At 65.5% G+C, this 13,253-nt stretch carries 12 protein-coding genes; 3 read left to right on the top strand and 9 right to left on the bottom strand.

What is annotated here, in order from left to right; all coding sequences use genetic code 11:
- Positions 1-64: 64 nt before the first annotated feature.
- On the top strand, positions 65-622 hold the full coding sequence (locus tag F9929_RS18495) for a GcrA family cell cycle regulator (RefSeq protein ID WP_152048033.1): 558 nt from the start codon (positions 65-67) through the stop codon (positions 620-622).
- A gap of 113 nt (positions 623-735) precedes the next feature.
- On the opposite strand, the gene phoB is transcribed toward F9929_RS18495, so the two are convergent.
- From phoB to F9929_RS18535, 8 genes are all read right to left on the bottom strand, one after another.
- Positions 736-1,464, bottom strand: coding sequence for a phosphate regulon transcriptional regulator PhoB (gene phoB / locus F9929_RS18500; protein ID WP_152048034.1), 729 nt, complete (start codon positions 1,462-1,464; stop codon positions 736-738).
- A 4-nt stretch (positions 1,465-1,468) separates the two neighbouring features.
- Positions 1,469-2,212 carry a phosphate signaling complex protein PhoU gene (gene phoU, locus F9929_RS18505; protein WP_152048035.1) on the bottom strand — a complete coding sequence of 248 codons (744 nt, stop codon included), beginning with the start codon at positions 2,210-2,212 and terminating at the stop codon, positions 1,469-1,471.
- Between the two features lie 26 nt (positions 2,213-2,238).
- Positions 2,239-3,057, bottom strand: a complete 819-nt coding sequence (gene pstB, locus F9929_RS18510; RefSeq protein WP_152048117.1) for a phosphate ABC transporter ATP-binding protein PstB — start codon at positions 3,055-3,057, stop codon at positions 2,239-2,241.
- Positions 3,058-3,074: 17 nt separating this feature from the next.
- Positions 3,075-4,394: a phosphate ABC transporter permease PstA gene (gene pstA / locus F9929_RS18515; RefSeq protein WP_152048036.1), complete on the bottom strand. Its 1,320-nt coding sequence runs from the start codon at positions 4,392-4,394 to the stop codon at positions 3,075-3,077.
- A complete protein-coding gene (gene pstC / locus F9929_RS18520; protein WP_152048037.1) occupies positions 4,391-5,887 on the bottom strand; it encodes a phosphate ABC transporter permease subunit PstC in 1,497 nt (498 codons plus the stop codon). The genes pstA and pstC overlap by 4 nt, the downstream gene beginning before the upstream one ends.
- 220 nt (positions 5,888-6,107) lie before the next feature.
- Positions 6,108-7,148 carry a substrate-binding domain-containing protein gene (locus F9929_RS18525; RefSeq protein WP_152048038.1) on the bottom strand — a complete coding sequence of 347 codons (1,041 nt, stop codon included), beginning with the start codon at positions 7,146-7,148 and terminating at the stop codon, positions 6,108-6,110.
- 119 nt (positions 7,149-7,267) lie between these two features.
- Complete coding sequence (locus tag F9929_RS18530; protein ID WP_152048039.1) at positions 7,268-8,578, bottom strand: ATP-binding protein; 1,311 nt, start codon at positions 8,576-8,578, stop codon at positions 7,268-7,270.
- 21 nt (positions 8,579-8,599) lie between these two features.
- Positions 8,600-9,697: a hypothetical protein gene (locus F9929_RS18535; RefSeq protein ID WP_152048040.1), complete on the bottom strand. Its 1,098-nt coding sequence runs from the start codon at positions 9,695-9,697 to the stop codon at positions 8,600-8,602.
- 155 nt (positions 9,698-9,852) lie between these two features.
- Between F9929_RS18535 and F9929_RS18540 the strand changes: the two genes are divergently transcribed.
- Positions 9,853-11,733, top strand: a complete 1,881-nt coding sequence (locus F9929_RS18540; protein WP_235919420.1) for a glycoside hydrolase family 15 protein — start codon at positions 9,853-9,855, stop codon at positions 11,731-11,733.
- Entirely contained in the window at positions 11,711-12,520 is an 810-nt protein-coding gene (locus F9929_RS18545; protein ID WP_152048041.1) for an SDR family oxidoreductase, read from the top strand. The genes F9929_RS18540 and F9929_RS18545 overlap by 23 nt, the downstream gene beginning before the upstream one ends.
- Positions 12,521-12,544: 24 nt before the next feature.
- Here F9929_RS18545 and F9929_RS18550 read toward each other — a convergent pair whose 3' ends face one another.
- Positions 12,545-13,246, bottom strand: a complete 702-nt coding sequence (locus F9929_RS18550) for a DUF1013 domain-containing protein (protein ID WP_152048042.1) — start codon at positions 13,244-13,246, stop codon at positions 12,545-12,547.
- Positions 13,247-13,253 lie beyond the last annotated feature (7 nt).

Here is a 13,253-nt window from a genome sequence, read left to right on the forward strand (position 1 = left end):
CCGGAACTCCTGCCGAGTGAGGGCGAAAGTTGCTGCGCATGTTCCGCCTCGATAGGAGCTTTATATGAGCTGGACCGACGAGCGCGTCGAACTTCTGGCCAAGTTGTGGGGCGAAGGCCTCAGCGCCAGCCAGATCGCGAGCCAACTCGGCGGTGTGACGCGCAATGCCGTGATCGGCAAAGTCCATCGCCTCAAGCTGGAAACCCGGCTGAAGATCGCCGGCGTCGCCGAACCCGTGCGGCTTCCCGTGGTGGAAGTCGTCGAAGTGGAGGAAAGCGTCGAGATCGCGACGGCGCAGATCGTACAGATCCAGACCAGCATGCGCAGCGTCATGCGCGGCGGTGGAGTTCAGGGAGCGACGGCGTTCAAGATGGAAGAACCGGAAGAGGTCGATCTCAGCCCCGTCGTCGAGATGCCGCGCGGCCCCGGCGAGGTGGTGCCCATTTCCCGGAACCTGACGCTGGTCCAGCTCACGGAGCGGACCTGCAAATGGCCGCTCGGCGACCCGCTCTCACCCGACTTCCGCTTCTGCGGCAATCATTCGGACGAGTCCTCGCCTTATTGCCAGTATCACGCCCGGATCGCCTTTCAGCCGGCTTCCGAGCGCCGCCGCGTGCGCTGAAGCGGCATCGACGCCGGATTGGCGAAAACGACAAAGGCGGCCCGCGAGGCCGCCTTTTTCATGCGATTGATAAGGTTCCGGCTGCCCCGCCGAGCAGAGGCCGGCCGCTCCCCTCAGGCGGGAACGGACGCGCTCTTGGGCGAGCGGTTCGTCTGGAACGTCTCGTCGAAAGAATAGCCCGCGCCTCGCACCGTGCGGATCGGATCGCGCTCCCGGCCCCGGTTGATCGCCTTGCGCAGGCGCCCGACATGAACGTCCACCGTGCGCTCGTCCACATAAACGTCGCGTCCCCAGACGCCGTCCAGAAGCTGTTCGCGCGAGAAGACCCGGCCCGGCGACTGCATCAGGAATTCGAGCAGCCGGAACTCCGTCGGCCCGAGCCGGATCTCGCGGCCGGCGCGATGCACGCGATGCGACTGCCGGTCGAGCGCGATGTCGCCCGCCGCCAACCGGCCGGAGATGCGCTCCGGCTTGGCGCGTCGCAGCATCGCCCGCACCCGCGCCATCAGTTCGGGCGCGGAGAAGGGCTTCACCACGTAATCGTCGGCGCCGACCGACAGGCCCCGCACGCGCTCCGATTCCTCGCCGCGCGCCGTCAGCATGATGATCGGCAGGTCCTGCGTTTCCGGCCTCATGCGGATGCGCCGGCAAAGCTCGACGCCCGAAAGGCCCGGCAGCATCCAGTCGAGGATCAGGAGATCGGGAATCTCCTCCTTCAATCGGATATCCGCCTCGTCGCCGCGCATCACCGTGTCGACGACATAGCCTTCGCTTTCCAGGTTGTAGCGCAGGAGGATGGACAGAGCTTCCTCGTCCTCCACCACCGCGATCCTTGCGGCCATGCGATCAGGCTCCGATGTCCGAGGCCGGCTTGCCGCCGTTCTCGACAGGCAGCGTCATGGTCGAGGTGCGGTCGTCCTTCGGACGGTCGATCCCCATCTGCTGGCCCGTCTTGATGTAGTAGATCGTCTCGGCGATGTTGGTGGCGTGGTCGCCGATGCGCTCGATGTTCTTGGCGCTGAACAGGAGATGGGTGCAGGCGCTGATATTGCGCGGGTCTTCCATCATGTAGGTCAGGAGTTCGCGGAAGATCGACGTATACATCGCGTCGATTTCCTCGTCGCGTGCGCGGATCGACTCGGCGCGGCGATGGTCTCGCGTGGCGTAGGAGTCGAGCACGTCCTTAAGCTGTTCCAGCGCGAGGTCCGACAGGTGCTCGATACCGCGCACGAGCTGCAACGGCTGCTGATGCTCCGTCACCGCGACGACGCGCTTGGCGATGTTCTTGCCGAGATCGCCGATGCGTTCGAGATCGCTTGAGATGCGGATTGCCCCGATGATCTCGCGCAGGTCCTGCGCCATGGGCTGGCGCTTGGCGATGGTCAGGATGGCGCGCTCGTCCAGTTCGCGCTGGGCGGCGTCGAGAACGGCGTCGTCGGCGATCACCGCGTGAGCGAGGCTCGCATCGCTTCGGGTCAGGGCGTTCACCGCCCGCTCCACCATGCTCTCCGCCTGCCCGCCCATCTCGGAGATGCGGCGGACGATGGTCTTCAATTCCTGATCGTAGGACGTTACGATATGCTCGTCCATGGTGTCCTCCTCAAGCGGCGCCGCGATCAGCCGAAGCGGCCGGTGATGTAGTCCTGAGTCCGCTTGTCGTCGGGATTCTGGAACATCTTTTCGGTCGGCCCGACCTCCACCACGTTGCCGAGATGGAACATGGCCGTGACCTGGCTGACGCGGGCGGCCTGCTGCATCGAATGGGTCACGATCACGATCGTATAAGCGCGCTTCAACTCGTCGATGAGTTCCTCGACGCGGGCGGTCGCGATCGGGTCGAGCGCCGAACAGGGCTCGTCCATCAGGATGACTTCCGGCGACACGGCGATGGCGCGGGCGATGCAAAGGCGCTGCTGCTGGCCGCCCGACAATCCCGTTCCGGGCTCGTTCAAGCGATCCTTGATCTCTTCGAACAGGCCGGCGCGCTTCAGGCTGGTGACGACGATCTCTTCCAGATCCGACTTCGAGCGGGCGAGGCCGTGGATGCGAGGCCCGTAGGCCACGTTGTCGAAGATCGATTTGGGAAACGGATTGGGCTTCTGGAACACCATGCCGACGCGAGCGCGAAGTTCCACGACGTCGATGGCCGGATCGTAGATGTCCTCGTTGTCGAGGGTGATCTTGCCGCCGACCTTGGTGCCGTCGATCGTGTCGTTCATGCGGTTGAGGCAGCGCAGGAAGGTGGACTTGCCGCAGCCAGACGGCCCGATCAGCGCGGTGACCTGCTTTTCCTGGACATCGAGGGAAACGCCGTGCAGCGCCCTCTTGGGCCCGTAATGGACGGTGACGTCCTGCCCACGCATCTTGAGAGGCTGGGCAGGCTTCGGAGCCGTGCCGGCGGTCGTCGGAACGATGGAGGAAGCGTTTTGCAGCATGGGGATGACTTTATCCATTACCAGCGGCGCTCGAACCGGCGGCGCAGAAACACGGCCGACAGGTTCATCAACGCGAGAAACACGAGAAGGATGATGATGGCGCCCGACGTGCGCTCCACGAAGGCGCGCTCCGCCTCGTTCGCCCACATATAGATCTGGACGGGCAGCGCGGTGGAGGGATCGAGCGGCGTCGCGGGATAGTTCGCCACGAAGGCGACCATGCCGATGAGAAGCAGGGGCGCAGTTTCGCCGAGGGCGTGGGCGAGGCCGATGATCGTGCCCGTCAGGATGCCCGGCACCGCCAGCGGTAAGACATGATGGAACACCATCTGCATCTTGGAGGCGCCGAGCCCCAAAGCCGCCGCGCGGATGGAGGGCGGCACCGCCTTCAGCGCCGCGCGGGTGGCGATGATGATCGTCGGCAGGGTCATCAGGGTCAGGACGAGACCACCAACCAGCGCCGCCGAGCGCGGCAGCCCGAACCAGTTCACGAAGACCGCGAGGCCGAGAAGACCGTAGACGATCGACGGCACGGCCGCGAGGTTGTTGATGTTGACCTCGATGAGATCCGTCAGCCGGTTCTTGGGCGCGAACTCTTCCAGATAGATGGAGGCCGCGACGCCGATCGGCAGCGCCAGAACCAGAACGATCAGCATCATGGTCAGGGAGCCGATCATCGCGACGCCGACGCCGGCGCTTTCGGCGCGGCTCGATGCGCCGTTGGTGACGATGCCCCAGTTGAAGCGCTGCTGAAGAACGCCCTTGTCCCGAAGCTGCTCGATCCAGCCGATCTGGCGATCGTTCAACGGCCGGCGGCTTTCCTCGACCGTCAGGTCGAACTGCCCCTTCACGGCGCTGTCGACCTCGCTGGAAGCGGGAAGCCAGATCTCGCGCGTCTGGCCGATCACGGTGAGGTCCGAGGTGACGACATTGCGCAACTCGGCGCGCACGCCCTGGCTGACGAGTTCCACCGCGTCGCGAACGGCCGCGCGGTCGGTCGGCGCGATGCCGAGCGTGGCGACGATCGCGTCCTGGGCGAGCTTGGGATAGTTCGCCGTGGTCAGGGCGCGCTCGTCCTTGCCGCCGGTATTCTTCGGGTCGATCACCGACTGCGCGAAACTCACCGGCAGGCGGATCTCGGTCTGCCAGAAGGCGGTGTAGCCCTTGGACACGACGCTCCAAAGGAGCGCGACGAGGAACAGAAGACCGATGGCGATGGCCAGGATGCCGTAGATCCGGAAGCGGCGTTCGGCGGCGTAGCGCTTGCGAAGGCCGATGTCCCGGCGGCTGGCGGGAGAAGCGCTGACCGCGCCGGCTTGGATGCTTGCATCGGTCATTCGTACTGCTCCCGATACTTGCGCACGATATACAGGGCCACGATGTTCAGAAGGAGTGTGATGGCGAAAAGAGTGATGCCGAGGGCGAAGGCCACCAGCGTCTGCGGCGAATTGAATTCAAGGTCGCCGGTGAGCTGATTGACGATCTTCACCGTGACGGTGGTCATGGCTTCCAGCGGATTGATCGTCAACCGCGCCGCGACGCCGGCCGCGAGAACCACGATCATGGTTTCGCCGATGGCGCGCGAGGCGGTCAGAAGAATGGCGCTGACGATGCCCGGAAGCGCCGCCGGCAGCACCACCTTCTTGATGGTTTCCGACTGCGTCGCGCCGAGCCCGAGCGAACCGTCGCGAAGCGAGCGGGGAACCGCGGTGATCACGTCGTCCGACAAGGAAGACACGAAGGGGATCAGCATCACGCCCATCACGAGACCGGCGGTCAGGATGCTCTGCGCCTGGATGAAAGGCACGTAGTTGCCGGTCGCGAGCCCCGAAATCTCAGCCGAGATATCGCGGAGGAACGGGCCCACCGTGATAAGGGCGAAGAATCCGTAGACGATGGTCGGGATGCCGGCCAGGACTTCCAGCAGGGGCTTCACCACCGAGCGCACCCGGCGATCGGCGTATTCGGCCATGTAGATGGCCGACAGAAGGCCGGTCGGCACCGCGAAGAGCATGGCGACGGCGGCGATATAGATCGTGCCGGCGAGAAGCGGGATCAGGCCGAACTGGCCCTGCGCCCCGCCCGATCCGGCCGCCGCGAAGCGCGGGTCCCAGACCGTGCCGAAGAAGAACGAACTCGGCGAAACGCGGCCGAAGAAGTCGATCGTCTCGAACAACATCGACAGGATGATGCCGATCGTCGTGAGGATCGCGATCATCGAGCAAAGGATCAGCGCGCCGCGAACGATGCCTTCCACGCGGTTTCTCGCCCGGAAGCGCACCGCGATCCGGCTGAGGCCGAAGAAGGCGCCGGCAACGGCGATGGCGAGCGAGATCGCGGCGATGCCGAGCCAAAGGCTGTTCTGCAGATCGTCGGCGCGAAGGGCGATCGGCAGCATGTAGGGCTGGATGCCCTGCGCGATCGGAATGCCCCGGCGCTGGAAGATCGGCTGAAGATCGCCGAGCGACATGGAATGGGCCGCCGCCTGTTCCTCGGCGGAAAGAAGCCGGAGGTTGCGGCCGAGCTGCGACACGAGCTCGTAGGACAAGGGCGACACGGCGCCGTTGGCGTCCAGCGCTTCCGTCGGGAAGCTCGACCTGACGCTCGATGCGACATAGGCCGGGGCCACGGCCAGACCGACGAAGAGCACGATCAGCGCCGGCACGACGGCCAGGGAGAACACGAAGGCCCCGTGATAAACGGAGCGCGAATGAAGCTTGGGGGCCGCACCCTCTTCCTTTCGGACGAGCTGCGACGCGCGATGGGCGCCGGCCAGCCAGCCGACGAAACCGATCAGAAGGATGAGCGCGATGATCGCGAATGCCGACACGAAAGCGGGCCTCGAATGGACGGGTTGATGATTTCCACCGGAACCTGACGACGCCGGAGCGCGGACAGGCGAAACGAATGGAAGACGCCATTGCGAAGGATCATCGCCCACTCCCTTTGGCGGAACGGCCGATATCCAGTTTCATCCTCGCCCGGACGCCTCGTGAGGATGCGACCCGGCGAAGGAAACGGCCGGCGCGAGGGTGCGCCGGCCGAATGAATTACATGGTCTTGCCGGCGTCGAAGTCGGCGCGGTAGCTTTCGCGCTCGGCATCGGGGGCGGGAACGAGACCGTACTGGGCGAGCGGGCCCTCGGGGCCGATCATCTGCTCGGACAGGAAGAAGTCGGCGTAGTCCTTGAGACCGGGGACGACGTCGAGATGGGCCTTCTTCACGTAGAAGTAGAGCGGACGCGACACCGGATACTTGCCGGTGGAGATCGTCTCGACGGAGGGCACGACGTCGTTGACGGTGGCGACCTTCAGCTTGTCCTGGTTCTGCTCGTAGAAGGCGAGACCGAACACGCCGACGCCCTGCTTGTTGGAATTGATGCGGGCCAGCGTTTCGGAATAATCGCCGTCGATGTCGACAGCCGAGCCGTCCTTGCGCACCGCATGGCACTGCGAGGTGGCGGCCTTCTTGTCCATGCCGGACGCTGTGAAGCCGTCCATCGCGCCGGTGCCCTTGCAGCCGGCTTCCAGGAGCTTGGTCTCGAAGACTTCGCGGGTGCCGTGCTTTTCGCCCGGGATATAGGCGTTGATCGGCCAGGCGGGGAGCGAAGCGTCGACGTCCTTCCAGGTCTTGGCCGGGTTGTCGATGACCTTGCCGTCCGCGACGACCTTGGCGGCGAGCGCCTTGAACACGAGATCAGGGGTCAGCTTCCAGTCCGGGCCGCCGGCGTCGGTGGCGAAGACGATGCCGTCATAGCCGAACTTGACTTCCTGAACGTCGGTAACGCCGTTATCCGTGCAGGTCTTCTTCTCGTCGGCGCTGATCGGGCGCGACGCGTTGGCGACCGACAGCGTGTCCGGGCCGACGCCCGAGCAGAACTGCTTGAGGCCGGCGCCCGTGCCGCCGGACTCGACGATCGGGGTCGGGAAGGACGGATAGGCCTCGCCGAAATTCTCGGCGACGATCTGGGCGTAGGGAAGAACGGTCGAGGAACCGGCGACATGGACCGGCCGCGCGCTCTGCGCATACGCCGAACCGACGAGGGCGACCGCCGTGCCGACGGCGAGGCCGGCGATGGTGCGGATGGTCATGAATGCGTCTCCTTGGCGCGTTGCGCTTCGAGCCCCGATGCTTTCACTCTCGGTGATCGGGCTTTCGACCGGGAAGTACCGGCTTTGGATCAAACATCTATGACAAAGTGACTACGCATTTATGACAGCCTAACCTGCTGTTCCCTATCGGTCTTTTTCCTCTTGCGAAGAATCGCCGAAAAGGCCGATCCCTGCCCCGGCTCCGACCAGATGGCGAGTCGCGCCCCGTGGCGTGCCAGGATGTTGCGCACGATGGCAAGTCCAAGCCCCGTTCCCCGCTGCGTGCGCGAGGATTCGACGTCCACCCGGTAGAACCGTTCCGTCAGTCGCGGCACATGCTCGGCGGCGATGCCGCGCCCGAAATCGCGCACCGTCGCGCGAACCGAGTTCGGGTCCTCCGCATCGGTTGCGAGGGACAGAACCACGCGCCCGCCGCTCGCCCCGTATTTCAGGGCGTTCTCCAGAAGGTTGGAGAAGACCTGCAGCAACTCGTCCCGGTCGCCGTCGACCACATGGTCGCCCGCCGCGAAATCCGTTTCGATGGCGAGCCCGCTGTCCTCGATCATCGGCGCGAGGGAGCCCTGAACGTCTTCCAGAAGCTCGGCGAGATCCACCGTGCGGCCGGGCGGGGGCGGTCGCTTCATCTCGAGCTGCGACAAGGACAGGAGATCGTCGATCAGCCGCGACATGCGAGCGGCCTGTTCGCGCATGATCGCCAGAAACCGCTCGCGGGCGACCTTGTCCTCGCGGGCCGGACCTTGCAGGGTTTCGATGAAACCGATGAGCGAAGCGAGCGGTGTCCTCAACTCGTGGCTGGCATTGGCCACGAAATCCGTGCGCATCCGGTCGATGCGGCGCTCCGCCGAGCGATCGTGCAGGATCAAAAGAAACAAGGGCACGGTCTGGCCCTGTGCCACCGCAAGAGGCGCGACATCCACGGCCCAAACGCGGCCCGACGAGCGCCCTTCCACCAAGGTCGCCTTGCCGCCCCCGTCCGTGCCGACCGCGATCTCCAGCGCCGACAGGAATTCCGGCGAACGGAAGCGAAGCGCAATCGCTTCGCCGACCGAAAATTCGCCGAAGTTGCGGGTCGCGACCGGATTGGCGTGGCGCACGTGAAGATGCCGGTCGATCGCGACGACGGGTTCCGGGAAGGCGTCGAGAACCGCTCCGGCCACCGGAGGCAGGCTGGCCTCCCCTCCCCGCGCGCTCGCCTCCTCCTTTTTCGCCTTGCCGGCATGGGGGGCGGGAACGAGACAAAGGGCAGCGCATAGAAGCGCGACGGCAAGAGCCACCCACGGCGAAGCGGGCTGGAGGAACGCCAGAAGCGCGGGACCGAGAACGGCCGCGGCGATCGCCCGCCCGATCGGCAGTTGTCGAAAGCCGCGCTTCGCCTCGTCAGCGCCCGCGCCGGGCTCGGACTGTGACATGAAAAGGCTCGCTGCCGCGGATCAGGAAGGCTGGCTTTGCAGCCGCACGCCGAAGAGATCGAGATCCTCCCGCCCATCCGGGGGAACGGGGGCGATCTCGAAGCGGCCGGCCGAAGCTGCTTCCGGAATCGTCATATCAAAAGCGAAGCTTTCGTTGCGCCGGGCGGTGGTGAAGACCTGTTCGCCGCAACGATCGGTCCCGTCCACGAGGCAGCGCACGGAAAAGGAGCGCGCGGCGCCGTCGGGCGACCCGGCGACGATCTCGATGCGCACGGGACGCCCGCCGACATCGGACACGACGCCCGGCCCCATGGCGACCGCCATCACCGAACCCGCGCCCGCCGGCGTGAAGCGCACGGCGGCCTGCTGCCCGTCGGCGACTTCGAGCGCTTCCATCCGTCCGCCGTTCGGCGTCGACAGCGCATCGAGGCGCCGGCCGTCGAAGAGCTCGATGGCCGAGGTCTCGCCCGTCGCCGCGCCGCTCCCCTCGCGGCCGGAAACGAACCAAGCGAGGCCGGCGATGACGAGGAGCGCCAGGAGACCGATCAGAACGATGCGTCGAATGTAACGGCCGCTCTGCCGCGTCTCGTCGCGCATGGCTTCGTCGGCGCGGGCGCGGGCGGAAGGCCGCACCGGCTCCTCCACCGCGCTCGCGCCCGGCGAGGACGCGGCCATGGCGATCGCGGGATGCTCTTGTTCGCCGCCATCGAAGACCGGGGTCAGCGAAAACTCTTCTTCCTCCTCGTCCTCGTCGGCCGCCGGCCGCATGGGGCGGGGATTGGAAGGGTGGTCGGCGCCGTGCGCGGCATAGCCGTGGGCGTCGGCATAGGCCGGATCGAGCGAAATTTCGGGGTCGTACTGCGCCGGACCATCGGCCGCGAGGCCGGCGGCCGTTTGGCGCTCGTAGAACTCGTCCTCGATGCGGTTGATGGTTTCGGCAAGGCGCGCGCGCTGCGCGTTGGCGGCGGCTTCCTCCATCGCCTTGCCGTCGAGCATCCGCTCGAGCGCGCGCTCGGAAGCCGAGTAGATCGATTCGCGAAAGCTCGGATCGACCGCGTCGCCGGCCTCGAGCGCCCGCCGAAGGCTCCGCTCCATCGCGCTCATGGCGGGTTGTGACATGATCGGCCTCCCATTCTCAGCCCTGTTTGACCAAGCCCTGCCGGGACCGGCTCCGCAAGAGGCCGCGTCTTTACTTTATCGCATCGCGGGCAATCTTGCGTCGCATGGCCGGCACGGAGACGCCAGCCTTCCCCTTGGCAGTTGCGACACGTTTCATGACCGATTCGAAAGCCGGTTTCGCTCCGGAGCAGCACCCGATAGCAAATCACGGCGTCATCGGCGACATGCGCACGCTGGCCCTCGTGGCACAGAACGGGACGATCGACTTCTTTTGCCACCCCGAGGTGGACTCCCCGACCCTCTTCGCATCGCTGCTTGACGCCGAGAAGGGCGGCTACTTCCATTTCGGCGTGGAGGACGGGGCCGACATGAAGCACCGGCAGATCTATCTGCCGGACACGAACATTCTGATCACCCGCTTTCTCGGCGACAACGGGATCGGCGAGATCGCCGACTTCATGCCGCTCGACGGATCGGGCCGCATCCTGCGCACCGCGCGCGTCATTCGCGGCAACGTCACCTTCTCCGTCGCGGTGCTTCCACGCCCGCGCTACGGGCTCGCCAAGGTGCATCTGAACCCCGTCAAGGGTGGCGTGTCGATCCATTGGGAAGAGGATGGCAAGGCGCATACCGCCTATATCCATTCCGACATTCCCCTTCGCATCGAAGGCGACACCATCCTTGGGCAGGTGACGCTCGGCGAGGACGATCCGCGCCATGTGGCCTTCTGCTCGGGCCGGGCGACATCGAGCGTCGACGCGGACTACGTCAAGCAGAGCTTTGTGGAAACGCGCGGCTTCTGGCATCGCTGGGTCGCGTCCGGCCAATATCCCACCTATTGGCGCGAGCTGGTGGTGCGCTCGGCGCTGACCCTGAAACTCCTGACCTCGGCCAAGCACGGCTCGATCGCGGCGGCGGCCACCTTCGGCCTGCCGGAAGAGGTCGGCGGCGAGCGGAACTGGGATTACCGTTTCTGCTGGGTGCGCGATGCGGCCTTCACCCTCTATTCCCTGTCGCGGCTCGGCTATCACGACGAGACCACCGCCTTCGTCCAGTTCCTGATGCGGCACGCGATCGAGAACGACGCTGACCGGATGCAGATCATGTACGGCATGGACGGCCGGAAGGAACTCACCGAAACCACGCTCGACCACTTGAGTGGCTTCAAGGGCTCGCAGCCCGTGCGCATCGGCAACGCCGCCTATACGCAGACGCAGATGGACATCTACGGCGAGCTGATGGACGCGCTCTACATCTCGTCCAAGGCTCGCGGCAAACCGCCCTACCACGTGTGGGAAAAGATCGAGGGCCTGATGGACTGGCTGGCCGAGAACTGGCGCCAGCCCGACATGGGCATCTGGGAAAGCCGGGGCGAGCCGCGCGAGTACCTGTCCTCGCGCCTCATGTGCTGGGTCGCCCTCGACCGGGGGCAGCGCATGGCTGCGATGGAATCGCTCTCCGGCGACATCGTGCGCTGGCGCACCGAGCGCGACAAAATCCAGAAGTCGCTTCTCAACGAGTTCTGGAACGAGGAGGTCGGCGCCTTCACGCAATACAAGGGCGCGCGCGGCCTCGACGCCGTGGTTCTCCTGATGCCGCTCGTGCGCTTCATCAATCCGCGCGACCCCAAATGGATCTCGACCCTGAAGGTCGTGCGGCGCGAGCTCGTCCACGATTGCCTCGTCCAGCGCTACAAGAATCTCGACGAGAATTCGGACGGTCTCAGCGGCCAGGAGGGCGCCTTCACCACCTGCTCCTTCTGGTATGTCGAGGCGCTGGCGCGCAGCGGCTTCGTGTCGGAAGCCCGCTTCATGTTCGAGAAGCTGCACGCCTATGCCAACCATCTCGGCCTTTATTCGGAAGAACTGTCCACGACGGGCGACCATCTCGGCAACTTCCCGCAGGCCTTGACCCACCTGTCGCTGATCTCGGCGGCCGTCTGGCTCGATCGCTCCCTGACAGGCCACCACACCGATCCCGACAACGTTCAGTACCAAAACATCGAGGACATCGATGACTATCTCTCACGGCATTGATTTGACCGGCCAATGCGCCATCGTCACCGGCGCATCGACGGGCATCGGCGAGGCTGCCGCCATCGAACTGGCGCGGGCCGGCGCGGATATCGTCGTCAACCATCGCGACTCGCATGACGACGCGGCGGACACGGTCGCCAAGGTGGAAGCCCTTGGACGCCGCGCCGTCGCCATCCAGGCCGACATCTCGAAGGAAGAGGACGTCCTTCGCCTTTTCGCCGAATCGGAGGCCAAGCTCGGGCCGATCGACATCGTGTTTTCCAATGCCGGCCGCCAGAAGGACGCCAAGATCGGCGATATGACGCTGGACGACTGGAACGCGGTGATCGGCGTCAACCTGACGGGCGCCTTCCTGATCGGGCGGGAGGCCATCAAGCATTTCCGCAAGAAGGGCTTGCGGGAGGATGTCAGCCGCGCGCGGGGCAAGCTGATCTTCAATTCCTCCGTGCACCAGATCATCGCCTGGGCCTTCCACGTCAACTACGCGGCGTCGAAAGGCGGCATCCACATGCTGATGCAGTCTTTGGCGCAGGAGGTTTCGGTGGAGAAGATCCGCGTCAACTCCGTTGCGCCGGGCGCGATCGCCACCGCGATCAACGCCGAGGAGCGGGCGCACAACCTGGAGGGCATGATGCGCCTCATCCCCTATGGCCGCGTCGGCGACCCGGAGGATGTCGGCCGCGCCGTCGCGTGGCTCGCTTCCGACGCATCCGACTACGTGGTCGGCCAGACGATCTTCGTGGACGGGGCGATGACGCTTTATCCGGAATTCAGGGGCAACGGCTGAGCCGCCGCCCCTTGAAGCGTTAGATCAGTAGCGCTCTTCTTCCTCGTCGTCGGGGGTCGTGCGCTTCATGGAGGACAGCTTGGCGAAGACCGCCGCCGCGTCCAGTTCCTCGTCCTCGCCACGCTCGCGCGGGCGATAGTTCTGGGTCTGGGCGGCGGACAGGAGACGCTCCTCCTCCGCCACTTCCTCGGCCGAGCGCACGATGCCGCGCGACGCCTTCTCGATCTCGATGTCGAGGTCGATCTGCGAACAAAGGCCGAGCGTCACCGGGTCCATCGGCTGGAGATTGGCCGAATTCCAGTGAGTGCGGTCGCGGATCTGCTGGATGGTGTTCTTGGTCGTGCCGACGAGGCGCGACACCTGCACGTCCTTCAGCTCGGGATGGTTGCGCACCAGCCAGAGAATGGCGTTCGGCCGGTCCTGGCGCTTGGAAACCGGCGTGTAGCGCGGGCCCTTCTGCTTGGCTTCCGGCACGCGCACCTTCGGCGGCGAAAGCTTCAGCTTGTGCTTCTCGTCGTTCTCGGCGCGCTTGATCTCGTCGCGCGAAAGCTGGCCGGTCAGCGTCGGGTCGAGACCCTTGATGCCCTGCGCCGACTCGCCGTCCGCGATGGCCTTCACTTCAAGGGGATGCATGGTGCAGAAATCGGCGATCTGTTCGAAGGACAGGGACGTATTGTCCACAAGCCAGACGGCCGTCGCCTTCGGCATGAGAAGCTGCTCGGCCATGAATACG

This window comes from Aureimonas psammosilenae, assembly GCF_009176975.1.
GTDB lineage: Bacteria > Pseudomonadota > Alphaproteobacteria > Rhizobiales > Rhizobiaceae > Plantimonas > Plantimonas psammosilenae.